The 22,164-nt window shown below is 66.6% G+C and carries 20 protein-coding genes and 1 pseudogene; 9 read left to right on the top strand and 12 right to left on the bottom strand.

What is annotated here, in order from left to right:
* Positions 1-35 precede the first annotated feature (35 nt).
* Positions 36-1,334 carry an NADP-dependent isocitrate dehydrogenase gene (gene icd / locus EV698_RS04245; protein WP_130502889.1) on the bottom strand — a complete coding sequence of 433 codons (1,299 nt, stop codon included), beginning with the start codon at positions 1,332-1,334 and terminating at the stop codon, positions 36-38.
* A gap of 101 nt (positions 1,335-1,435) precedes the next feature.
* Here icd and ppk2 point away from each other — a divergent pair, with 101 nt between their 5' ends.
* Positions 1,436-2,119, top strand: coding sequence for a polyphosphate kinase 2 (ppk2, locus tag EV698_RS04240; RefSeq protein WP_130502888.1), 684 nt, complete (start codon positions 1,436-1,438; stop codon positions 2,117-2,119).
* On the opposite strand, the gene EV698_RS04235 is transcribed toward ppk2, so the two are convergent.
* On the bottom strand, positions 2,103-3,317 hold the full coding sequence (locus EV698_RS04235; RefSeq protein WP_130502887.1) for an FAD-binding domain-containing protein: 1,215 nt from the start codon (positions 3,315-3,317) through the stop codon (positions 2,103-2,105). The two genes, ppk2 and EV698_RS04235, sit on opposite strands and share 17 nt — an antisense overlap.
* On the bottom strand, positions 3,308-3,802 hold the full coding sequence (locus EV698_RS10355; protein ID WP_207220495.1) for a methylated-DNA--[protein]-cysteine S-methyltransferase: 495 nt from the start codon (positions 3,800-3,802) through the stop codon (positions 3,308-3,310). The genes EV698_RS04235 and EV698_RS10355 overlap by 10 nt, the downstream gene beginning before the upstream one ends.
* Positions 3,803-3,876: 74 nt before the next feature.
* Between EV698_RS10355 and EV698_RS04225 the strand changes: the two genes are divergently transcribed.
* A complete protein-coding gene (locus EV698_RS04225; RefSeq protein WP_130502886.1) occupies positions 3,877-5,118 on the top strand; it encodes a M28 family peptidase in 1,242 nt (413 codons plus the stop codon).
* Positions 5,119-5,161: 43 nt separating this feature from the next.
* Here the strand turns inward: EV698_RS04225 and EV698_RS04220 are convergent, their stop codons facing one another.
* Positions 5,162-5,377, bottom strand: a complete 216-nt coding sequence (locus EV698_RS04220; protein WP_130502885.1) for a DUF2283 domain-containing protein — start codon at positions 5,375-5,377, stop codon at positions 5,162-5,164.
* A gap of 342 nt (positions 5,378-5,719) precedes the next feature.
* Here EV698_RS04220 and EV698_RS04215 point away from each other — a divergent pair, with 342 nt between their 5' ends.
* The gene (locus EV698_RS04215; RefSeq protein ID WP_130502884.1) at positions 5,720-6,124 is read left to right on the top strand and encodes an RpnC/YadD family protein; all 405 of its coding nucleotides are present in this window, start codon (positions 5,720-5,722) and stop codon (positions 6,122-6,124) included.
* Between the two features lie 14 nt (positions 6,125-6,138).
* Here EV698_RS04215 and EV698_RS04210 read toward each other — a convergent pair whose 3' ends face one another.
* Positions 6,139-6,750 carry an NYN domain-containing protein gene (locus EV698_RS04210; RefSeq protein WP_130502883.1) on the bottom strand — a complete coding sequence of 204 codons (612 nt, stop codon included), beginning with the start codon at positions 6,748-6,750 and terminating at the stop codon, positions 6,139-6,141.
* Positions 6,751-6,790: 40 nt separating this feature from the next.
* Between EV698_RS04210 and EV698_RS04205 the strand changes: the two genes are divergently transcribed.
* Together EV698_RS04205 and EV698_RS04200 are read left to right on the top strand one after the other, a co-directional pair.
* Positions 6,791-8,056, top strand: coding sequence for an MgtC/SapB family protein (locus EV698_RS04205; RefSeq protein WP_130502882.1), 1,266 nt, complete (start codon positions 6,791-6,793; stop codon positions 8,054-8,056).
* Positions 8,053-8,820: an FkbM family methyltransferase gene (locus EV698_RS04200; protein ID WP_130502881.1), complete on the top strand. Its 768-nt coding sequence runs from the start codon at positions 8,053-8,055 to the stop codon at positions 8,818-8,820. Before EV698_RS04205 ends, EV698_RS04200 begins: the two co-directional genes overlap by 4 nt.
* Here EV698_RS04200 and EV698_RS04195 read toward each other — a convergent pair.
* The 3 genes from EV698_RS04195 to EV698_RS04185 all read right to left on the bottom strand — a co-directional run bounded on the left by EV698_RS04195 (position 8,786) and on the right by EV698_RS04185 (position 11,213).
* Positions 8,786-9,511 carry a DUF3581 family protein gene (locus EV698_RS04195; protein WP_130502880.1) on the bottom strand — a complete coding sequence of 242 codons (726 nt, stop codon included), beginning with the start codon at positions 9,509-9,511 and terminating at the stop codon, positions 8,786-8,788. The genes EV698_RS04200 and EV698_RS04195 overlap by 35 nt on opposite strands.
* A 78-nt stretch (positions 9,512-9,589) precedes the next feature.
* Positions 9,590-9,997 (bottom strand): DUF4332 domain-containing protein, encoded by a 408-nt coding sequence (locus EV698_RS04190; RefSeq protein ID WP_144114321.1) that lies wholly within the window; start codon positions 9,995-9,997, stop codon positions 9,590-9,592.
* Positions 9,998-10,016: 19 nt separating this feature from the next.
* Positions 10,017-11,213, bottom strand: a complete 1,197-nt coding sequence (locus EV698_RS04185; RefSeq protein ID WP_130502878.1) for a lytic murein transglycosylase — start codon at positions 11,211-11,213, stop codon at positions 10,017-10,019.
* Positions 11,214-11,291: 78 nt separating this feature from the next.
* On the opposite strand from EV698_RS04185, the gene EV698_RS04180 reads away from it, so the two are divergent.
* Both EV698_RS04180 and EV698_RS04175 read left to right on the top strand, forming a co-directional pair.
* Positions 11,292-11,756 (top strand): FxsA family protein, encoded by a 465-nt coding sequence (locus EV698_RS04180; RefSeq protein ID WP_239016205.1) that lies wholly within the window; start codon positions 11,292-11,294, stop codon positions 11,754-11,756.
* Between the two features lie 45 nt (positions 11,757-11,801).
* Positions 11,802-12,707 (top strand): AEC family transporter, encoded by a 906-nt coding sequence (locus tag EV698_RS04175; protein ID WP_130502876.1) that lies wholly within the window; start codon positions 11,802-11,804, stop codon positions 12,705-12,707.
* Here EV698_RS04175 and EV698_RS04170 read toward each other — a convergent pair.
* The 3 genes and pseudogenes from EV698_RS04170 to EV698_RS04160 form a co-directional block, all read right to left on the bottom strand.
* A pseudogene (locus EV698_RS04170) lies at positions 12,656-15,799 on the bottom strand (efflux RND transporter permease subunit). The gene EV698_RS04175 and the pseudogene EV698_RS04170 sit on opposite strands and share 52 nt — an antisense overlap.
* Entirely contained in the window at positions 15,796-16,863 is a 1,068-nt protein-coding gene (locus EV698_RS04165) for an efflux RND transporter periplasmic adaptor subunit (RefSeq protein WP_130502875.1), read from the bottom strand. Before EV698_RS04165 ends, EV698_RS04170 begins: the two are co-directional and overlap by 4 nt.
* 106 nt (positions 16,864-16,969) lie before the next feature.
* On the bottom strand, positions 16,970-17,338 hold the full coding sequence (locus EV698_RS04160; RefSeq protein ID WP_130502874.1) for a phasin family protein: 369 nt from the start codon (positions 17,336-17,338) through the stop codon (positions 16,970-16,972).
* 145 nt (positions 17,339-17,483) lie between these two features.
* On the opposite strand from EV698_RS04160, the gene EV698_RS04155 reads away from it, so the two are divergent.
* Together EV698_RS04155 and EV698_RS04150 are read left to right on the top strand one after the other, a co-directional pair.
* On the top strand, positions 17,484-19,463 hold the full coding sequence (locus EV698_RS04155; protein ID WP_130502873.1) for a mechanosensitive ion channel domain-containing protein: 1,980 nt from the start codon (positions 17,484-17,486) through the stop codon (positions 19,461-19,463).
* Positions 19,460-21,463 (top strand): CocE/NonD family hydrolase, encoded by a 2,004-nt coding sequence (locus EV698_RS04150; protein ID WP_207220494.1) that lies wholly within the window; start codon positions 19,460-19,462, stop codon positions 21,461-21,463. The genes EV698_RS04155 and EV698_RS04150 overlap by 4 nt, the downstream gene beginning before the upstream one ends.
* On the opposite strand, the gene tsaA is transcribed toward EV698_RS04150, so the two are convergent.
* Positions 21,460-22,164: a tRNA (N6-threonylcarbamoyladenosine(37)-N6)-methyltransferase TrmO gene (gene tsaA / locus EV698_RS04145; RefSeq protein ID WP_130502872.1), complete on the bottom strand. Its 705-nt coding sequence runs from the start codon at positions 22,162-22,164 to the stop codon at positions 21,460-21,462. The two genes, EV698_RS04150 and tsaA, sit on opposite strands and share 4 nt — an antisense overlap.

Raw genomic sequence — 22,164 nt, 5'->3', positions numbered from 1 at the left:
GGTGCGCTCCGCGGCCCGTGCCGATCACTCGCGGGTCAGGCCCGCATGCGCTCGATCATCGCCTCGCCGAACTGCGAGCAGCTCACCTTGGTGGCGCCGTCCATCTGGCGGGCGAAGTCGTAGGTGACGTGCTTGCTGGCGATCGCCGCATCCATCCCGGTGAGGATGAGATCCGCGGCATCGCCCCAGCCCAGGTGGCGCAGCATCATCTCCGCAGAGAGGATGATCGAGCCCGGGTTGACCATGTCGCGGCCGGCATACTTGGGCGCGGTGCCGTGGGTGGCCTCGAACACGGCATGACCGGTCTGCTCGTTGATGTTTCCGCCCGGGGCGATGCCGATCCCGCCCACCTGTGCGGCGAGCGCGTCGGAGAGGTAGTCGCCGTTCAGGTTCATCGTGGCGATGACCTCGAAGTCGGTCGGCCGCAGCAGCACCTGCTGGAGGGTGATGTCGGCGATGGAGTCCTTGACCAGGATCCGGCCGGCGGCCACGGCGGCATCCTGCTCGGCGTTGGCGGCTTCCTGGCCTTTCTCGGCGACGGTGCGCTCCCACTGCGACCAGGTGTAGGTCTCGTCGGCGAACTCGCGCTCGGCGAGCGCGTAGGCCCAGCTGCGGAAGGCGCCCTCGGTGTATTTCATGATGTTGCCCTTGTGGACAATCGTCACCGATTCGCGGTTGTTATCAATGGCATAGCGGATCGCGGCGCGCACCAGCCGCTCGGTGCCCTCACGCGAGATCGGCTTGATGCCGAAGCCGCACTCGTCGGGGAAGCGGATATTGGCGTGGGCGGACGGGAAATGCTCGGCGAGCAGCGACTTGAAGCGCTCGTTCTCCTCGGAGCCGGCCTCGAACTCGATCCCGGCGTAGATATCCTCGGTGTTCTCGCGAAAGATCACCATGTCGACCTTGTCCGGGTTTTTCACCGGCGAGGGGACGCCGTTGAACCAGCGCACCGGCCGCTGACAGACATACAGATCGAGCACCTGGCGCAGTGCCACGTTGAGCGAGCGGATGCCACCGCCCACCGGCGTCGTCATCGGGCCCTTAATGGAAATCAGGTACTTGCGGATCGCCTCGACGGTCTCGTCGGGCAGCCAGGCCCCCACCTCGTTGTTGGCCTTCTCGCCGGCGAGGACCTCCATCCAGTGGATCTTGCGCTTGCCGCCGTAGGCCTTCTCGACCGCGGCATCCACGACGCGCTGCATGACCGGGTTGATGTCGATGCCGATACCGTCACCCTCGATATAGGTGATGATCGGGTTGTCGGGGACGTTCAGAACGCCGTTTTCCAGCGTGATCGGCGCGCCGTCGGCGGGGACCTGGTAGGTGCTCATGATTGGGCCTCTCTCTTTCGTTGGGAGTCGTTTTTATTGCGCTTATTCTTTCATACTCACCCCACCGACGACACTTAATCGCCGCAGAGGATTTTCTCCGTATGGATAACGCCACATATAAGCAGCAGAAACACGATCTGCAGCTCGAACTGCTCAGCCTGCAGCGGTGGGTGAAAACCACCGGGCAGCGCATCGTGATCGTCTTCGAGGGGCGGGATGCCGCCGGCAAGGGCGGGGCGATCAAGCGCTTTACGGAACATCTCAATCCCCGCGGGGCGCGGGTGGTGGCGCTAGATAAACCGACGAGCGTGGAGCAGGGCCAGTGGTACTTCCAGCGCTATGTCGAGCAGTTCCCGACGGCCGGCGAGATCGTCCTGTTCGATCGCTCCTGGTACAACCGCGCCGGCGTCGAGCGGGTCATGGGGTTTTGTACCCAGGCGCAGTACGAGGGCTTCCTGCAGCAGGCGCCGGCGTTCGAGAAGCTGCTCGTGGACTCCGGCACCTGGTTGATCAAGCTGTGGTTTTCGATCAGCCGCGGGGAGCAGCTGCGGCGCGTCGAGGCGCGCGAGGCCCATCCGCTCAAGCGCTGGAAACTGAGCCCCATCGACCTTGAGGCCCTGCGGCGATGGGATGAGTACACCACCGCCAGTGAGCGGATGTTCAGGGCGACGGATACGCGCGAGGCCCCCTGGACGGTGATCGAGACCGACGACAAGAAAGAGGCGCGTATCAGTGCCCTACGCCATGTCCTTAATCAACTGCCTTACACTAACGCTCCACAATAAGCGGCCGCGCCGCCTTCCAGAAGCGGAAGAACCCGGCGGTCGATGCCGGCCAGTGGAGCGCGTCCCAGTCGCGGAGCGCGGTCCGCCGCGTTACGCCACCGGCCTCGAGCACCGTGTCCAGCGCCGCCATGGCATCCCCCGTGGGACCGGTGGGGACATAGGGCGTTAGCAGCTGATCGACGCCCGCCGCGGCCGCGGCATCGCGGACCGCCGTCAACCCGTCGGCCGACGCCAGATCGATGGGCCCGACGGTTTGACTGCCGGGATTGCGGGCGAGGGCGTCCATCAGCCCGTCGCGGGCGAAATCGCGCACACGATCGGCGACCGGGCCACTGCTGCGCCAGTCGGTGCTCTGGACCGCGATCACCACGGGCCAGTCGCGCTCGCCGAAGAGGGACTCCGGCAGCAGATCATCCTCGTGGATCAGCAGGCCAGTAGTCGGCGTCACCTGCCAGTCCGTCGCGAGCGGTGCAGGACCCACCGGCGGGCGCTCGATGCCCTCGGGCGCCGAGACCTGGGTGTTGATGAGATAGCCCGGATTGAACCGGCCGTTGGTGTACTTGTTGATATTCGACGAGCGGGCGATATAGGGCTTGCCGGGTGTGTGCAGGCCCGCGACCCAGCGCCATGAGAGCGTGTTCGAGGCGGGATCGCCATCGAGCAGGTGGCGCAGGAAGAAGTCCGCGCCCAGCGCCCAGGGCAGCTCCAGCGTGAACACCCAGATACTCGCGAACCACATCCGCGCGTGGTTGTGGAGATAACCGGTGTCGCGCAGCTCGTGGACCCAGAAGTTGAAGGCGTCGATATCGGTCTCGCCGGCAAGGGCCTTGTCCAGATCGGCGGCGAGCCGACGGTCCTTGGCGACCTGCTCGTTCGCCTCGTCGCAGGCCGCGCGGTAGTCGTGCCAGTGCACCGGCCGGCGCTCCAGGAACCCCTTCCAGTAGGTCCGCCAGCACACCTCCTGGACATACTTCTCGGCGCCATCCAGGCCGTGGGCGTCGATGGCGGCGTCGACGGCCGTCTCCTCGAGCAGCAGGCGATGCCGCAGCCAGGGCGAGATCGCCGAGACGCGGTTATCGCCCTCGGGGCCGAAGTCGTGATTGCGCCAGCGCGCATAGTCCGCGCCGGCATGGGGGATAAAGGCGTTCAGCTGCGCGAGGCCGGCATCATGGCTCGCAGCGGGGCGTTCTAGAAACATGTCGACAGGCTCCTGTGGCCGTTCTCGTCGTCCAGCAGCCGGCGCTTGCGCGCCGCGCCGCCGATGTATTGTCCGGTATTGCCGTCGCGGCGGATGACCCGGTGGCAGGGCAGGAGCATCGGCACCGGGTTGGCGGCAACGGCGCTTGCAACGGCACGGATGGCGCGGGGCCGGCCAATACGCGCGGCAAGGTCTGTGTAACTGACCGATGTACCCCGGGGGAGTTCGGTCAGCGCCCGCCAGACGCTCATCTGAAAATCGGTGCCGCGTAACAGCAGCCGCAGCGGTTTGTGCCCGCCCCAAGGCATCGGCAGGGGCTCGGCCGTTCGTTCCGCCCGTGGCAAAGGCCCCTGGAAAACCGTCCGCTGCAGGCTCCGGGCATCACCGATCAGCAACAGACACCCCCACGGCCCGTACCAGAGCGCTCGGTGGGGGGCGGCAGGCCGGCGTGAGACGGCAACGATTTCGACCGGGGGTCCGACCACGGGCTGCTCCTGATGCTGACGAGGCGTTATGCTAGGCAATGACAGTCAAACCTTAAACAACAGGGAGCCATTCTATGGCCGATCACGCCAAGCCGTGGACCGAGTCCATGCCTGACGAGCAGTTCCAGTTCATCCACGACATCCTCGCCGCGCCGAGCCCCATCGGCATGGAGGCGGCCATGACCCAGGGCGTGCTGCGCCCCCACATGGAGCGTATCGCGCCCGAGGGTGCCGCCGTGCACAATTTCAAGGGCCATGCGGGTGTCGTGCTCGATACCCATCCGGGTCGGGATGATCTTTTCACCGTCATGGTAATCGGCCATGCTGACAAGATCCGCATGCAGGTGCGCAGCATCGGCGAGGACGGCAAGGTCTGGATCAACAGCGATTCGTTCCTGCCCACCACGCTGATCGGCCACGAAGTGAGCATTTTCAGCGAGGATCCCGAGGCCCCGGGCGCCTACCGCCGCTTCGATGGCGGCACGGTGGAGGCCCTCGGCGCCATCCATTTCGCCGATCCCAAGGTCCGCTCCGGTGAGCAGGGCGTGAAAAAGGAGCAGCTCTACGTCGAGCTTCAGCTCCACGGCGAGGAGAAGAAAAAGCAGGTGGAGGATCTGGGTATCCGCCCCGGTGACAGCATCCTCATGAACCGCCCGATCCGGCCCGGGTTCAGCCCGGATACCTTCTACGGTGCCTACCTGGATAACGGCCTTGGCTGTTTCGTCTCGGCGGAATCGGCGCGGCTCGTCGCCGAGGCGGGCGGTGCATCGAACATCCGCATGCTCTTCGCCGCCGCCACCTATGAGGAGATCGGCCGTTTCGGTAGCCGCGTGCTGGTCAGCGAGATGCGCCCCGATGCGATCATCGGTGTCGACGTCAATCACGACTTCGTGGCGGCCCCCGGAATCGGTGACAAGCGTATGTCGCCGGTGACCATGGGCAAGGGCGCCACCATGAGCGTGGGGGCGATCGTGAGCGAGCAGCTCAACCGCCGCATCGAGACCGTCGCCAACGAGAAGGGCATCCCGCTCCAGCGCGACGCCGTGGGACCGGATACCGGCACGGACGGCATGGCCGGTGTGCTCGGTAACGTCGACTGTGCGGCCACCTCGGTGGGCATGCCCATCCGCAACATGCACACCATCTCCGAGAGTGGTTGCACGAAGGACGTGCTCGCCTGCACCCACGTCGTCGCCGAGACGCTGATGGCGCTGGATGCCGAGGAGACCACGCCGGGGACGCTCGCCGAGCGCTTCCGCAGCCAGCACCCACGGCTGGACCAGGCGACGCCGAAGCGGCACCCGGGCAACGGCTAGTTGCCTCGCAGGGCGGGAGAGAGCCGAGGCGCTTTCTCCCGCGCTAAGCGGCGTTTAGCGCCTTGAGCGGAAGATGCTCGGCGACAAGACGATCGATTTCTGCGTGCGACGAGGCGTTTTGAATATCGATGCCTACCAATACGCCTGCGGAATCATAATCGAGCACGACATTAGGCGACACCTCATCGCTCTCGACTGACGCTCGCTCAACCAGATGGATGTAAAGCGAATCCGTATCCGGATCGTAGTTCAATCGCATGGCACAAACCTCCTGTCTGGTTAATCGACGCTGCGGAAGCCGCAGCATTCTCGGGGAGTTATCACCTATTCCTGACCTTTTGCACACCCCTCGTACACATCGATCAGTGTGTATGGACCGTGTGCAAAGGGTTGGGAAAAGCTGACAGCGGCGTTCAATCTTCACCTGTGCTCAGTCTCGGTAACCCTGGAACACCGCCTATATCGTCTGCGCCAAACTTGCTTTCCAGCAACCGCTACAGCACCGCCGCCACGCAGTGTCCGCCATTAATGAATCAGTTCGCATTTCACACGATGGCGATGCAATACCGTGCTGGCTCTGTCCCGATGCGATTAACAGGTTATGACCAACCAACCCCCGACACCACACGATGCACTCGTTAAGGCACTGCTCGAAGGCCTGCCGTCAGGCCATCCCTTGGAGCAGCCATTACTGGTGTATATCGTTGCCGCTTATGGTCCACTTACCAAACAAGATGTTGAACAGGCAATTGAGCGCGCACGCCCGGATCGGGCGGAGGAGTTGGTGATGACCGCCGCAGAGCAGTGGATTCAGCAGGGCGAAGAGAAGGGCCGTCATGAAGGCGAAGCCGGACTGCTGCTTTGGCAGCTCGAGCAGAGGTTTGGTCCGAATGGGGTCGCGCCCTACCGCGAGCGTGTCGAGCAAGCCAGTGCGGCAAACATCCGAACGTGGTCCGGCCGTCTTCTCACGGCAACGACTATCGACGCCGTTTTTACAGACGGATAACTACCGACGGTTAACTAAGGCGTCGATACCACCGGGCCATCCTCACCCGTCAGGGCCGGCAGGTGGTCGTCGAGCCAGAGTACCCGGTCGGACCGGGCCTGGAGATCCGTCGCCACGCCCGTACTGAACACCGCGAGCTCAATGCGCTTGCCGAACTCCGAGAGATGCTCGATGGCGTCGAGCAGGTCACCGTCGCCGGATGACAGTACGAGGCTGTCGTAGCGATCGCGGTGGATCAGCGCGAGGGAGGCGAGGCCGACATCCACACCCATCTGGCGCTGGTTGAACAGCCGATGATGGCCATTGCCGTGGGGACAGTGCAGATCCACCTTGCTCCCGCAATCCGTACACCAGGCATTGCGCACGCGCTCGCTCTTCAGACCGTAGAGCTTCACGATCAGGTTGGGACCGTGAGGGGCGGCAGTCTGCAGCCAGTTATGGAAGCGGTCACGGCCCTCGTTGGGCTCGTCCTGCGCTGAATTGAGGAAATAGCCACGCCACAGCGGGCCGAGCTCGCGCTCGATGAGTTCACGCAGACGCAGGTAATCGATGCGCCGCTGGTTGCCCAGCAGTGCAAGATTGTTCGCGTGGATGTAGCTTGCATCGATCAGCCAGAGTCTGCGCATCGGGGGTGTCCACCGTGGAAATACGCGTCAGAATAACGCAATGACGGACAGCGGGCATTGGCTGGCACTGGCGGTGGCCCTCGCCATCGGCGCCGTGATCGGCCTCGAGCGGGGCTGGCAGCGGCGTGAGGTGACCGAGGGCGGGCGCGTCGCGGGACTGCGCACGTTCACGCTGATCGGTTTTGCCGGCGGCATCACCGGTGTGATCGGCGAGCGTGTCGGGCCGGTGCTGGTGCCGGTAGCGCTCGCCGCCGTCGCCGGGCTTTTGATTATCGGTTATCGCCGGCGTCTGCGTGACGACGAGGATCGCGGCATCACCACCGAAGTGGCGGCGCTCGTGACCTTCCTGCTCGGTGCGTTGGCCACCCTCGAGGCGCCACTGCTGGCGATGGCGGGCGGCGTGATCACCGCCGCCATCCTGGGGTTCAAGCCCCGCCTGCATGCGCTTTTGCGGCGCGTCGACGCCACCGAGCTGCGGGCCATCCTGCAGCTGGCACTGATCACCGCGGTGATCATCCCGCTGCTCCCCGACCAGGGCTATGGCCCCTGGGGCACGCTCAACCCGCGCACGCTCTGGATCATGGTGGTGCTGATCAGCGCCATCGGCTTTTTCGGCCACTTCGCCGTGCGCCTCGGCGGTCCCCGCCGCGGGATCCTCTTTACCGGCCTGTTCGCGGGGCTCGCCTCGTCCACCGCGCTCACGCTTACCCTGTCACGGGCGGCGCGCGGCCAGCGCGAGTATCAGCCGCTGTTCGCCGCCGCGGTGGTGATGGCGAGCACGGCGATGTTCCCGCGCATCCTCGTCCTGGTGGGCGCGATCCAGCCGTCGTTGCTGCCGGGGCTCTACGTGCCCGTGGCGATTATTACCGTTGTCGGTGCGACGGCCACCCTCGTTCTCGCCTTCGGGGCCCGGTCGGGGGGCGAGGGCGCAACCGGCACACCGATGGCAAAGCCCTTCGAGTTGCAGACGGCGCTTCGCTTTGCGCTGTTGCTGGCGGTGGTGATGATGGCCGGCGAGGCGCTGCGTCGCTATGCCGGTGATGCGGGGGTTTATTTGCTGTCCCTCGTCTCCGGCATGACCGATGTCGATGCGATCACCCTGTCGCTGTCGCGTATGGCGTCCAGCGGGCTGAGCGCGACCGTCGCGCAGCAGGGGATTATCATCGCGGCCATGGCGAACACCGCCGTCAAGCTCGGACTGGCGGTGGGCATCGCCCGCGGGCGTATGGGCTGGCTGGTCGGGGCAGGGCTCGGCAGTGTCATCGCGGCGGGCGCCATCTGGACGGGAGTGACGATCTGGCAATGAATATCCGTCAGATGATCGGCCTTGGCCGCTCGATGTTCATCTATGCCGCGCCCTGGCGCCAGCCGGCGCTGCGCCGGTTCTACCAGCCGCTGATCGAACCGGGTCGGCCGGTGTTCGATATCGGTGCCCACCTGGGGGATCGCAGCCAGGCGTTTGCCGCACTCGGCGCGCAGGTGATCGCGCTCGAGCCCCAGCCCGCACTGCGGCCGTTCCTCGCCTGGCGACTGCGTCGCTATCCCGATGCCGTGGTGCTCGGCGATGCCGTGGGGGCAACCACCGGCGAGGCGCGGCTCGCCCTCAGCGATCGGCATCCCACCCTCGCCAGTCTCGATGCCGACTGGCGCGCGAGTATCGGCGAGCGCAATTCATCCTTCGCCGACGTGGAGTGGGAGCGCGAAGTGACGGTGCCGCTCATCACCCTCGAGACGCTGATCGCCCGCTACGGCGTGCCGGGCTTTTGCAAGATCGATGTCGAGGGCGCCGAGCTGGCGGTACTGGAGGGACTCGAGCAGGCGTTACCGGCGCTCTCGTTCGAGTACGTGGCGGGCCGCGAGGACCAGGCCCGCGCCTGCCTCGATCGCCTCGAATCGCTGGGGGACTATCGCTACAACGTCACCATTGGCGAGCGCCGGCGCATGGCCCTGTCCGACTGGCAGACCGCAGACGCCCTGCGCGACTGGCTGACCGACCATGCCGCGGCGGCCGGCTCGGGGGATATCTACGCCCGGCTTATTCCCGGCGGCGCGCGTGATAGGCGTCGATAACCTCGGCCATTGCCTCGTCGTCGTACGCGCGCAGACCGCTCACCACCATCCACTTGGCCGCATGGCCGATCACGCCCTCGCCATCCTCGATCCGATAGTCGAACCGCACATCGGCGCGTTTGCCGCTGACCGTCAGTGAGGCGTCCTGCGGGTTGACCGCGACGTCGATACCGGGGGCGCGCTCGAGATCGAGCGCCATGCTGTCGTAGACCAGGAACGGTCGCTGGGGGTTGAACATGACCCCGGCCTCGGCGAGCAGTGGGCAGAGGCGATCAGGAAACGTCTCTCCCGAGCACCCGACATAGGCACGGATGAGGGCGAGTCGGGCGGCCTCGTCGCTCGGCAGCGGAGTGTCGTGGGTGACATGGACGTACTCGCGTCCGTCGTCGCCTGCGATGGCGAATTCGCTGCCGGAGCGTGGCGGGAACACCAGCGGCGTACCGGCCCGGAGCATGCCCCGAAAGGAGAGGGCGAAGCGTTGTGACAGGCCGTAGCGATGGGTGATCAGGGCGAACAGCAGATCGCCGGGCACGCAGAACCGCGGCGCCTTCACGTCATGCAGCGGGTTATGGTCGCCCGCTACCTGTTTGGCGAATCGACTGCCCTGATCGGCATCCACCCATAGCCGATCGCCATCCTGGTGATGAAAGGCACTGAGCGGCTCGCTACCCGATGCGACGCTGGTGGACATAAATCGTGGAATCCTTCCGTGGCGAGATCAGAACGCCACAGTTTATCGCCCCCGTCGCTACTGTTGCGAGCCCTGCGATCAGCTCCCGGCCGACTCGATCCAGCGCTCGATCTGGGCGCGGGATACCACCGCCTTGTCGGCCTTCAGGCGCTCGGTCAGCGTATCCGCATCGGCGGCGGCGAGATCGGCGTGGGTCCGGATCCCCATGGCCACCAGGCGCTTTTGCATCGCCGGGCCGATGCCGCGTATGGCGGTGAGATCGTCGCTCGCCGTCGCCGTCGCCGTCGCCGTCGCCGCCTCCGGCTCGGCGGGAGCGGCGGCTTCGGCGGCGGCAGCTTCCGGGGCAGGCTCTGCGTCCGGCTCCGGATTGGTTGCCGGGGCGGATTCCCGGTCGGGCGCCGGTTCGGACGGGGCGGCATTTTCAGGCGACCCGTCATTCTCCGATTTCGGGAGCCACCAGGTGGCCATTTCCATCCAGCGGCTCATCAGTTTGTTCCACATGGTTCTAGCCCTCTTGTCGATCAATGCCGAGTTCGTTGAGTACGGCGGGGTCGGGATAACCGTCGCGGGTCATGCCCTGTTGTGTCTGAAAGCCGCGGATCGCGGCACGGGTCTGCGGCCCGAGCCGTCCGTCGGCAGTGCCGGCGTCAAAACCGCGCTCGTTCAACGCTGTCTGCAGTGCCTCGATCGTGTCAACGTGCAGCGCCGGATGATCCGGTGGCGGGTTGTAGAGCGGCGGGGCGCCGACAAGGCGGTCGGCGAGCCGACCCACGGACAGGGCATAGAAGCGCGAGGGGTTCCAGCGCATGATCACGTCGAAATTCGGATAGACCAGGAACGCCGGGCCCGCGGCACCGGCGGGGATGATCAGCCGGGCGGTCAGATCGGCGGCCGGCAACGCGTCGCCATTCGCCTGGCGAAGGCCGGCACGGCGCCAGTCGGTCACACTGCGCTCGGTCTCGGCGAGGTCATAATCAAATCCCTCGGGCAGGCGTACCTCGCGCCCCCAGCGCTCTTCAGGCTGCCAGCCCCGTGCGCGAAGGAAATTCGCCGCCGATTCGGCGGCATCCGGGAGGCTCTCCCACAAATCGGTGCGACCATCGCCATCGGCATCCACGGTGTGGCGGCGGTAGACGCTTGGCAGGAACTGGAAGTTGCCGAGCGCACCCGCCCATGACCCGCGCAGCTGCTCGGCGCTGAGTGACTCGTCGTCGACCAGGTGGAGTGCATCGATCAGCTCGGCGCGGAAGAAATCGCCGCGGCGGCGGTCACAGGCGAGGGTTGCCAGTGAGCGCACGGTCGACATGTTGCCCGTGGTTCGCCCGTAGTTGCTCTCGAGTCCCCAGAACGCCACCAGGTAGCGGGCGGGGACGCCATACTCGCGCTCGATGCGCCCAAGCAGATCGGCGTGCTCACGGAGCAGCTCCCGCCCCCGCTTGATGCGGCCACGATTGACGCGGGCGGCGAGATAGTCGTGCAGAGTGGTGGTGAACTCCGGCTGGCGCCGGTCGAGCTCGATAACACGCTCGCTCGGCGTGATGTCCGAGAGCAGGCGGTCGACGGTTTGCGCCGATATGTCGCGCTCGAGGGCGGTATCGCGAAGGTTATCGAGACACGACCCGAAATCCGTTTCGGCGTTTGCCGTGGCGGGTATTCCGGCAATCAGGCCAATGATCAGACAGGCCTTGCGGCTACGGCTCATCGGACCTCCTTCCGATCTGCCCGGCGCGTTTTCTGGATGTTACCCTCTGTGCTCCGTTTATCACAGTCTGGAGTGATCGTGCCCACTCTACTTATCCTGTTTGTGACCATCCCGCTCGCCGAGCTCTTTCTGCTCATCGAGGTGGGGAGCTGGATCGGTGCGCTGCCCACCATCGGGCTGTGCCTGCTGACCGCCATGCTCGGCGCGGCACTGCTCCGCCAGCAGGGGCTGCAGACCATCGCCCGGGCGCGCAGCAATCTCGACCGCGGGTCGCTGCCGGCGATGGAACTGCTCGAGGGCGTCGCCCTGATCGCCGGCGGGGCGCTGTTGCTCACCCCGGGCCTCGTCACCGATGTGATCGGCTTTCTGTGCCTGATCCCCTTTACCCGCCACTGGCTGGTTCGTTTGGCGCTCGCGCGCATGGCGGTACGGGTGAATCCGGCGGGACCCGGACCGGGGCAGGGCCCCGGCGGCGGTGATCGGGATCGCGAGCGGGACGTGATCGAGGGTGAGTACGAGCGTCGCGACGACGACCGTCGCTGATCGGCGGGTCACGCTCTGCTCGCCATTGCCCAGATCCTTGCGCCGGTGGTCGTGGTCATCGGCCTGGGCTGGCTGCTGGCGCGGACCGGTTTCCTCTCCGCCACCACCATCGGTGAGCTCAACCGGCTAACCTACTGGATCGGTCTGCCGGCGCTGCTGGTGCAGCGTATCGCCGCCGCCACACCGGCATTCGATCGGGTCGGGAATATCCTGCTGGTGCTGGTGGGCACCACCGCCATCATCATCGTGATCAGCGCCGTGCTGGGTCGCATGGGTCGACTGCCGGGTGCGTCGCTGGCGACCCTGATTCACGCGAGCTACCGCGGTAACCTGACCTTCGTCGGACTGCCCGTGGTGATCTATGCCTTCGCCGGCAGTGGTGCGGCGTCCGCGGCGGAATCGGCGGCCCTCATCGCCTTCGTGCCACTGGTGATCGTCTATAACGTGGTCGCGGTCATCGTCATGCAGCTGCCCGGCCAGTCCGGCCCCCGATCGGCGCTGCGGGGGCTCGGCCGGCGTCTCGTTGGCAACCCTATCCTGATCGCGACCGTGCTCGGCGCGGTCATCGCGCTCGCCGGCGGGGGGATGCCGGTGTTCCTGGATCGCACCCTGGGTGCCATCGGCCAGATGGCGCTGCCGCTGGCGCTGATCGGCATCGGTGGCGGGCTCTATGCCACCCGCCTGCGCGGCCAGCGCCGCTGGGCAACCACCGCGGCGCTGCTGAAGACCGCGGCCACACCGCTGATCGGATGGCTGCTGGCGCTGCAGGTCGGCCTGCAGGCCGACGAGATGCGCCTCGCGCTGATTTTTCTCGCCTGTCCCACCGCCTCGGCCGCCTATGTCCTCGTCCAGGAGATGGACGGCGACGGGGCGCTGATGGCGGGGACGATCGTGATCAGTTATCTGTTGGCGCTGCCGTCGATGGTGCTGGTGCTGTCACTCACCGGCTGATCGAGTTCGCGGTCCAGTGCCGCCTGGGCGGCGGCGCGGGGCCGGGCGAAACGGGCCAGCAGCAGATACAGCGCCGGCGTGAAATAGAGCGTGAAAACCGCGGCCATGCCCAGTCCGCCAAACACCACCCAGCCGATCGCCGCCCGTGATTCCGCGCCGGCCCCGCTGCCGAGGATGAGTGGCAGCCCGCCGAACACCGTGGCGATGATCGTCATCGACACCGGTCTCAGCCGCACCCGCGCGCTCTCGAGCGCCGCGTCGCGCAGCGATCGGCCACTGTCGCGGAGCTGGTTGGCGAACTCCACGAGCAGAATGCCGTTTTTCGCCATCAGGCCGATCAGCAGGATCAGGCCGATCTGCGAGTAGATATTGATCGAGGTGCCACTCAGCGCCAGGGCGAACACCGCGGCGGCAAGGCCGAACGGGATGGTGAGCATCACCACCACCGCGCTCATCACGCTCTCGAACTGCGCGGCGAGTACCAGCAGCACGATCAGCAGCGCCAGTGCGTAGGTCACGAACACCTCCTGGCGGGTTTCCTCGAGGGCCTCGGCCTCGCCCCGGGTGATCAGGCCGACATCCGCCGGCAGCGTCTCGTCCGCGAGCGCCCGCAGATCGGCGACCGCGGCCTGGAGGGGATAGCCATCCTCCACCGCAAGATCGATGCTGATGGCCCGGCGCTGCGCCTCGCGATCGAGTTCCGCGGCGACGCCTTCCTCGCGCAGGCTGACCAGGGTCGATAGCGGGACCATGGCGCCCTCGTCGGACTGGATGCGCAGGTTGGCGAGATCGGCGGGGCGATTGACCTGTCGGCTGCTCGACTCGAGACGCAGCGGAATCGCCCGGTCATCGATATTCAGATCGACGATCTCGAGCCCGCTGATCATCGCCTCCAGCGTTTGTGCCAGTCCGTCGATGGGCACATCCAGCGATTCGGCGCGCTGGCGATCGATATCCACGCGCACCTGGGGCTGGGTGGGCGAGTAATCGATGCGGGCGCTGCCCAGCCCGTCGACATCCTCCTCGATGGCGCGGCTGAAGGTCTGCGCACTGGCATAGAGGGTGTCGTAGTCGTTGCCGAGCAGGGACACCTCGAGGCCGCTGCCGACGCCGCGCAGACCCAGGCTGTTGGGGCTGCCCACCCGGGTGTTGACACCGGGGAGGTCGGCGAGCGCGGCGCGGATATCCGCGGCGATGGCGCTTTCCCCGCGCTCACGCTCCGACCAGGGGGCGAGCGGCGCCACGATCAGGATGCGGTTCGGATCCCAGCGACCGGCGATGGTGAAAAGCCGGGTCACCTCGCCGCTGTCCACCAGGGGCTGGAGCAGATCCTGCATGCGCCAGGCCTGGTTCTAGCTGTAGCGCAGACCGGCGCCGTCCGGGCCGTTGGCGACCACGTAGATCAGCCCCCGGTCCTCCTCGGGCAACAGGGTCTCGTCGATGCGGGTGTACTGCTGGACGGCAAGCCCCAGCACGAGCAAACCGACCAGCGCCATCAGCCAGGGGTGGGCAACGGCATGGCCGAGGCTGCGGCCATAGAAACGACCAATCAGGCGCCCGAACCACCGTAAACTGGACATGACACCCCGAGTCGGTTCCGCCACGCCCGCCTCGTCCGCCGGGCGGAGGATGCGGGCCGCCAGCGCCGGGACCAGTGACAGGGCGATAAACGACGACAGCCCCACGGCGACGGCAAGCACCACCCCGAATTCCCGAAACAGCCGTCCCGCGGTGCTCGGCAGCAGCGAGATCGGGACGAACACCGCCACCAGCACGGCGGTGGTGGCGATCACCGCGAAGAAGACCTGGTGGGTGCCCAGCAGCGCCGCGGCACCGGCTTTGAGCCCCATGCGCTGGCGGCGCTGGATGTTCTCGAGCACCACGATGGCGTCGTCCACCACCAGCCCGGTGGCGAGCACCAGGGCGAGGAGGGTGAGCAGGTTGACCGAGAAACCGAGCATCCAGATCGCGGCAATGGTGCCGGTCAGTGCCAGCGGGATGGTGATCGCCGGGATCAGTGTCGCCCGCGCCGAGCCGATGAAAAGCCAGATCGTTGCCACCACGATCAGGGTGGCGGCGATCAGCGTGATGAGCACCTCGGTAATCGCCCCGCGAATGAATACCGCGTCGTCCGAGGTCTTGACCAGGTCGACATCGTCGAGGCGCCGGTTGAGGTCGTCGATCGCGGCCTCGGCGGCGGTGCTGATCTCGAGGGTGTTGGACTGTGCCTGGCGGACAATACCCATCCCGAGGATGGGCTCGCCGTTCAGCTGGACCTGGCTGCGGGCATCCGCCGGGGCAAAGAACACCCGCGCGACGTCACCGAGGCGCAGTCCCGGCTCAAGGCTCAGCGCCGCGATCCGGGCGGGTGTGTCGAGGGTGGCATTGGCGCGTACCCGCAGCTCGAGGGGCGAGTCACGGAAGCTGCCGGCGGGGATGTCGAGATCGGCATCCTCGAGCCGGGTGATCAGGTCATCCACTGCGAGCCCGTGAGCAGTCAGCTGCAGGGGATCGACCGCCACGCGCAGCTGGCGCTGCCGATCGCCGTAGAGCCGGACATCGGCGACGCCGGGGAGCGAGACCAGCGCCGGGATGATATCGGTCTCGACCCGGCGGGTGAGGGCATCGAGGCTCAGCCTGTTGCCGCGCGCGGCAACCCGGACCACGGGGCTCGCGTCCTGATCGGCCTTGATGACGTTTACCCGATCGACGTTATCGGGCAGGCGGCGCTCCACCCGACTGACCGCCTCGCGGACATCGGCGGCGGCACTGTCGAGGTCGGCATCGGCGCTGAACTCCACCACCACGCGGGTGCTGCTCTCCTCGCTCGAGGCACTGATGCGGCGCACGCCGGCGACACGTGCCACCGCGCCCTCGATCTCGCGGGTCACCTCGGCGTCCATGGTCTCGGGGGCTGCCCCGGGATACGAGGCGCTTACCGTGATCCGGGGGCGATCGACATCCGGCAGCTCGCGGACCTCCACCCCCAGCAACGCCGCGATCCCGGCGATGGCGATGATCAGGTTGATGACGGCGACCAGCACCGGTCGCCGGATGCCCAGTGCCGGCAGGCCGCGGGGGGTGTCGGTCATTGCGCGGCGGTGTCCCGGATCGCCTCGATGGCGGGATAGTCATCGAGATCGGCCGGATCGATCACGCGCACCTCGATACCGGGGCGCATGCGCTGCGCCCCCTCGCTGACGACTCGGTCATCACGCTCGAGCTCGCCTTCCACCAGCACATGCCCGGACTGGCGAGCGATCAGTGACACCCCGACACGCCGGGCCTGGCCGTCACGCACGATCCAGACGTAGGCGCCGTTATCGCCCCACTGCAGACTGGTCGCCGGGACCCGGAGATGGGTCGGACCGGGCAGTTCGGTGCTCACACGAAAGCGCATCCCCGGCCGGAAGCGATCGTCCCGGTTGTCGATTCGCGCCTCGACTCGAAAAGTCCCATTGGTGGTGTCGATTCGACTGTCGACGGCCTCGATCGTACCGGTCACCGTCGCCCCGGGGCGGGCCCAGGCGGCCAGGGTGATCTCGTCGCCCGGCGTCAGTTGCCCGAAGTACTGCCCGGCGAGCTGGAAGCGCACCGTAAGCGCGGTGCGATCGTCGAGCGTGGTGATCGGGGTGTCGGGGTCAACACGTTGTCCGACCTCGATATCGGTCATGCCGGTGTAACCCGCGAAGGGGGCGAGCCGCTCGCGGTCGTTAAGCGCGATCCGGGCACGCTCCAGTGCCAGTCGGGCCAGTTCGACCTCGCGTCGGGCATCGTCGATGGTGGTCGGCGAGAACATGCCCTGATCGATGCCGGGCTCGTAGCGTTCCAGCCGTCGGCGGGCGTCGCGAAGCTCTGCCCGGGTGCGCTCGACCTCGTTGCGCTCCGCCTCGGCGTCGAGGGTGAGGAGGGTGCCACCGGCCTCGACGCGTTGATCGGCATCGACTTTAATCGCGGTCACGATGCCGGTGGCTTCCGGGTAGAGGGTCACCGAGCGCCGGGCACGCGACTGACCCACTGCCTCCAGGCGCGTGACCGCCTCGCCGGTCGTGACGGGGCTCAGACGTACCGGCGCCGCATCAGACTGGGCGCCGGCCGGCCCGACCACGATCAGGGCAAGGGATAGCACCGCGAGTAACAATGGCTGTCGAATCATGCCGGAAGAATAGCGCCTCGGTGCGGTAACAGCGAATACCGACCACGAAAAAAGGCCGCCGGTTCGCCACCGACGGCCTTTCTAGCTAATCCGATCGAAACCGGATTTACTTGGTCGACTTCGTCGCCGCCTCGGAGGCCGTCTTGACGTTCGTCTCGACGAGCTTGCGGGCCTCGTTGACGAAGTCCTGGTTCATGGCGGCGACCTTCTCGGCGTCGCTCTTCGCCCGCTCGGTCATCTCCTTGGCGACCTTCTGCTGCTCTTCGGCATAGGTCTTCAGCGCCTCGGTGTCCTTGACCTCAAGCGCGGCGCGCGCCTGCTGCATGCCGATGTCGGTGTAGGTCTTCGCCGCTTCCATCTGGGCGTCGATCATCTTCTCGGCATAGTCCATCGCAAGCTTGGCATAGTCCCGGGTCGGGCCCATGAACATCTTCTCTGCCTGCTCGCTCGCCTGGTTAAAGTTTTCGTTCGTCATGGCTTGGTTCCTCTGTTTGCTGTTTTAGTCCAAGGCTATATCGCCTTGTTGCGGTGCAATATAGCAAGTGGCTTGTTGCGGTGCAATAAAAATTTCGCAACGCGTTTTTGTTATCGTATACGCCGATTAAACAAAGGGATCAATCATGCTGGATGACAATGGATCTGCACTGATCGGCTGGGTTGGCGAGGCACGCGAGGCCCTCACCGCCTGGGCAATGCAGCTTGTGGCCGAGGCGCAGGCACTGCCGGCGACGGTAATGGACTTCGCCGACCTGCAGACCGCCGTGAGCGCCGGCCGCCTGATAGGCCTGATCGTGCTGGTGCTGCTTTTGCAGCGGGTCCTGCGTCACCGCGGCGATGCCCTGATCGATCGGCTCGCGACCTGGCAGCGCCGGAGCCGGGCCGATCTGGGGCCGCTTTGCGGGATCTGCGTGATTGCCGTGGCGATCACGGTGCAGGGGGCGAAGGTGGCGCTCGTCGCCGCCATCGGTTACGGCGCACTGCTGCTCGGGGCGGTGGAGGCGCCGGACTGGTCGGCAACGGCCGGGCGATTCCTGCTGGCATTCGTCATCGCCGAGATCGCGCGCCTGGTCATCAATATCTTCCTCGAGCCGCGCGCCAATGCCGCGCGCCTGCTGCCACTGGACGAGGCGAACGCCCAACACTGGGAAAAGCGGCTGTCACGACTCGCGCGAATGGCCGTCTATGGCGTGATGTTCATCGCGCCGGTTGTCGCCATCGCCTTCCCGGCGGCCGCTCTCCTAGTCGAAGGGGCGATCGCGTTGTTCGTGCTGCTGGGGGTTTTCGCCGCCATCCGCGAGGCCCGCGAGCCGGTCCGGCAGTCGATGCTCGCGCGCGCGGGTCATCACAGGAACAGCTTCTACCGGCCTGTCCTGCGGCCGCTGGCCGGGCTCTGGCATCTGCTGGCAGGGGCCTACAGCGCGATCTTCGCGGGGCTGGTCGTCATCGCGCCGCCGAGCGCCTATCTTTTCATGCTCCAGGCCAGTGCGATCAGCCTGGTCATCATCCTTGCCATCGGGTTTATCGGCACCTATGTCGGTAACCTGCGCCGTATCGGTCAGTTGCTGCCGCCAACGGTACGCGCGCGTCTGCCCATGCTGCCGGTGCGCCTCGACGGCTGGCTGCCGAAGCTCGTGCGCACCATCAATGGCCTGCTGGTGGTCACGCTGCTGGCGTCGCTGGTTGATGTCTGGGCCATCGCCGACGTCCGTGCCTGGCTGGGGACCCCCGAGGGGCAGGCGCTGGTGGGCGCGATCACCGCGCTACTGGGCATCGCGTTCCTGTCGCTGACGGGCTGGCTGCTGGCCGCGAGCTGGATCGAGGATCGCCTCAATCCCGATACCGGCGAGGGCGAACCGGGCGCCCGCGAGAAGACATTACTGTCGCTGTTCCGCAATGTCATCGCGATCGCCATCCTGGTTGTCGCCGGCATGATCGCGCTCTCGGAGATCGGCATCGATATCGGCCCGCTCCTTGCCGGTGCCGGTGTGATCGGTCTCGCCATCGGTTTCGGTGCCCAGACCCTGGTCCAGGACATCATTACCGGGGTGTTCATCCAGTTGGAGGACGCGATCCACCAGGACGATTTCATCACTGCCGCGGGCATCAGCGGGACAGTGGAGCGGCTCAGCATCCGCTCGCTGGGACTGCGTGATCTCGCCGGGACGCTACACGTGGTGCCGTTCTCATCGGTCACGACGGTGTCGAACTTCACCCGCGATTTCGGCTATCACCTGGGTGAATACCGTATCGCCTACAAGGAAAACCTCGGCGAGGTCATCGATCATCTCCACGAGGCGTACGCCCGGATGATGGAAAACCCCGAGATCGGCACCGAGGTGACCGGGCCGCTGGAGGTGGATGGCGTGACCGCACTCGCCGACAGCTCGGTGAATATCCGTGTCCGCATCCGCAGTACCCCCGGCATGCAGTGGGCCGTTGGCCGCGCCTTTAACCGCTGCGTGAAGGATCGGTTCGACGCCGTGGGTATCGAGATCCCGTATCCGCACATGAAGATGCATTTCGCGGGCGAGCGGCAGGACAAAGCGCCACCGGCCGAGATCGCGCCGAGCGATCCGGCGACCTCGGCGGCGGAGGAATGACGGCGATCCATATCGAAGAGGATGTGCGCATCCCCATGACCGACGGCGTGACGCTCTCGGCACGGATCTGGCGGCCGGCGGAGTCCGTGACAGCGCCCGTGCCCGCGGTGCTCGAGTACATCCCCTACCGCAAGCGCGATCACACCCGGGCGCGCGACGAGACGCTGCATCGCTGGCTCGCCGAGCATGGCTACGCCAGCGTCCGCGTGGATATCCGCGGCAGTGGGGAATCCGGCGGGGTGCTCGCCAACGAGTACCTGCAGCGCGAGCTCGACGATGGCTACACGGTCATCGAGTGGCTCGCCCGCCAGCCCTGGTGCGATGGTGGCGTGGGCATGATCGGCATCTCCTGGGGCGGGTTCAGCGGGCTGCAGCTCGCGGCGATGCAACCACCGTCGTTAAAGGCGGTGGTAACGGTCTGTTCCACCGACGACCGCTATGCCGACGATATCCATATGATGGGCGGCTGCCTGCTCGGCGATAACCTGTCCTGGTCGTCGGTGATGTTCGCGTTCAACAGCCTGCCGCCGGATCCCGGCCTGCGCGGCGAAGACTGGCGGTCGATGTGGCACGAGCGCCTCGAGGCCAGCGAGCCCTGGCTGATGGAGTGGCTCGAGCACCCCCGTCGTGATGATTACTGGCGTCACGGCTCGGTGTGCGAGGACTACGCGGCGATTCGCTGCCCGGTCATGGCGGTAAGCGGCTGGGCGGATGGCTACACCAATGCGGTGTTCCGGCTCATGGCCAACCTGAGTGTGCCGCGCCGTGCCATTGTCGGCCCCTGGAGCCATCGCTATCCGCATCAGGGCGTGCCCGGGCCGGCGATCGATTTCCAGCAAACCGTCCGGGACTGGTGGGATCGGTGGCTCAAGGGCAGCGACAACGGCGTCGATGACGCCCCCATGCTGCAGGCCTGGATCCAGGACGCGGTCGCGCCGGCCGCCCGCTATCGAGAGCGCCCGGGGCGCTGGGTGAGCGAGTCGGCCTGGCCCGCCGCCGGCATCCGTTCGCAGACGCTCTACCCGGGCGCAGGCGGGACGTTGGGTGCGACACCGATGCCATCCCCCGTCGCCCCGATCTCGCTGCAATCGCCACTCAGTCTGGGGCTTTTCGCCGGTAAATGGTGCAGCTATGCCGACGGCCCGGATCTGCCCTGTGACCAGCGCGAGGAAGACGGCGGCGCGCTCAATTTCGAGACCGAACCGCTTGCCGAACCACTCGAGCTGCTCGGCGCACCGGTGTTGCGCCTGCGCGTGCGGGCCGACCAGCCTAACGCCCAGATCGCCGTGCGCCTCTCGGATGTGGCACCCGACGGGGCGGCGACGCGAGTGAGCTATGGCGTGCTCAACCTCTGCCATCGGGACGGGCACGAGCACCCGCAGGATCTGCAACCGGGGGTCGATATCGATGTGACGATCCGGCTCAACGAGCTCGGCCATCGCTTCGCGACGGGGCATCGACTGCGGTTGTCGTTATCGACATCCTACTGGCCGCTGATCTGGCCGGCGCCGGAGCCGGTGACTCTCGCGGTGAGTGCGCACGCCACGGCTCTCGACCTGCCGGTGCGCGAGGTGGAGCCGCATGACGAGATAACGCCGGTTTTCGACGCCCCGCGTGACGAGGGGCCAGCGGCGATCACCGAGGTAATCCCCGCCGAACACCGCTGGCGGGTGCAGCGCGAGCTCGGCGATGCGGAATCCGCGCTGGAAGTGGTCATGGACAATGGCACCCGCAGCCTCTATGACATCGATCTCACCATCAGTGATCACACCCGCGAGCGCTACTGGCTGACCGATGGCGATGCGCAGAGCGCAACCGGCGAAGTGGTGGCGACCTACGGACTGCGCCGCGGCGACTGGCAGATCGAGACCCGCACGCGGACTCGACTCGAGACCGACGCGCAGGGGTTCTACGTCACCGCCGAGCTCGATGCCTGGGAGGGCGAGCAGCGGGTATTCACCCGCAACTGGTCCCGGCGCATCCCGCGCTCAAAGGTCTAGCGGCGATCCTCGGGGCCCGTCGTCACCGGGGTGATGGCGGTGACACGCGCCGTCGCCGCATCCATCACCCATTGCACCTCGTAGCCGAGCAGGCGCATTCCGTAGCGTCGGCCGTCTGAAGCGTGGTAAGCGGGCCGCGGATCGGCGGCGAGGGTCTGCTCGATCAGCGCACCCAGATGCGCCGGCGCGGTTCCGAGTGCTGTTCGTGCCGCATCGCTCCACTCGACGGCGAGGCCGGGGGCCGTGCTGCCGAGCCCCTCGGGCGCGCGGGCATCAACCGGTGCCTCGATCGCCGGCAGGTAGGGCTTGATATCGAACACGGGCGTCCCGTCCATCAGGTCGGCGCCGCGAAGGGCGAGGCCCCGACCGGGTGGCTCCAGTAACCCGGCGAGCCGGACCAGCGACAGCCCGAGGCCGTTGGGCCGAACCGGCGAGCGGGTCGCGAACACGCCCAGGCGTCGATTGCCGCCAAGCCGGGGCGGGCGGACGGTGGGGCGCCAGCCGCGAGTGACACTGGCATGAAAGCCGAACACCAGCCAGCAGTGACTGCAGTCGTCGAGACCGCGCAGGGCATCCGCGTCATTGAACGGGGCGTGCAGGATCAACTCGGCGCGGGCCTCCGGCACCAGTCCCGGCTGGCGCGGGGTGCCGAAGCGGCTCTCGAAATCACTGCGGACGGTGGCGATGGGCTGGATATCCAT

This window comes from Spiribacter vilamensis, assembly GCF_004217415.1.
Taxonomy (GTDB): Bacteria; Pseudomonadota; Gammaproteobacteria; order Nitrococcales; family Nitrococcaceae; genus Spiribacter; species Spiribacter vilamensis.
The sequence above is the reverse complement of the archived record's forward strand: the minus strand, read 5'-3'. Positions and strand labels throughout refer to the sequence as shown.

Coding starts and splice junctions, on each gene's coding strand:
- icd (WP_130502889.1), bottom strand. CDS start 1,334: ATGAGCACCTACCAGGTCCCCGCCGACGGCGCGCCGATCACGCTGGAA.
- ppk2 (WP_130502888.1), top strand. CDS start 1,436: ATGGATAACGCCACATATAAGCAGCAGAAACACGATCTGCAGCTCGAA.
- EV698_RS04235 (WP_130502887.1), bottom strand. CDS start 3,317: ATGTTTCTAGAACGCCCCGCTGCGAGCCATGATGCCGGCCTCGCGCAG.
- EV698_RS04225 (WP_130502886.1), top strand. CDS start 3,877: ATGGCCGATCACGCCAAGCCGTGGACCGAGTCCATGCCTGACGAGCAG.
- EV698_RS04220 (WP_130502885.1), bottom strand. CDS start 5,377: ATGCGATTGAACTACGATCCGGATACGGATTCGCTTTACATCCATCTG.
- EV698_RS04215 (WP_130502884.1), top strand. CDS start 5,720: ATGACCAACCAACCCCCGACACCACACGATGCACTCGTTAAGGCACTG.
- EV698_RS04210 (WP_130502883.1), bottom strand. CDS start 6,750: ATGCGCAGACTCTGGCTGATCGATGCAAGCTACATCCACGCGAACAAT.
- EV698_RS04205 (WP_130502882.1), top strand. CDS start 6,791: ATGACGGACAGCGGGCATTGGCTGGCACTGGCGGTGGCCCTCGCCATC.
- EV698_RS04200 (WP_130502881.1), top strand. CDS start 8,053: ATGAATATCCGTCAGATGATCGGCCTTGGCCGCTCGATGTTCATCTAT.
- EV698_RS04195 (WP_130502880.1), bottom strand. CDS start 9,511: ATGTCCACCAGCGTCGCATCGGGTAGCGAGCCGCTCAGTGCCTTTCAT.
- EV698_RS04190 (WP_144114321.1), bottom strand. CDS start 9,997: ATGAGCCGCTGGATGGAAATGGCCACCTGGTGGCTCCCGAAATCGGAG.
- EV698_RS04185 (WP_130502878.1), bottom strand. CDS start 11,213: ATGAGCCGTAGCCGCAAGGCCTGTCTGATCATTGGCCTGATTGCCGGA.
- EV698_RS04165 (WP_130502875.1), bottom strand. CDS start 16,863: ATGATTCGACAGCCATTGTTACTCGCGGTGCTATCCCTTGCCCTGATC.
- EV698_RS04160 (WP_130502874.1), bottom strand. CDS start 17,338: ATGACGAACGAAAACTTTAACCAGGCGAGCGAGCAGGCAGAGAAGATG.
- EV698_RS04155 (WP_130502873.1), top strand. CDS start 17,484: ATGCTGGATGACAATGGATCTGCACTGATCGGCTGGGTTGGCGAGGCA.
- EV698_RS04150 (WP_207220494.1), top strand. CDS start 19,460: ATGACGGCGATCCATATCGAAGAGGATGTGCGCATCCCCATGACCGAC.
- tsaA (WP_130502872.1), bottom strand. CDS start 22,164: ATGGATATCCAGCCCATCGCCACCGTCCGCAGTGATTTCGAGAGCCGC.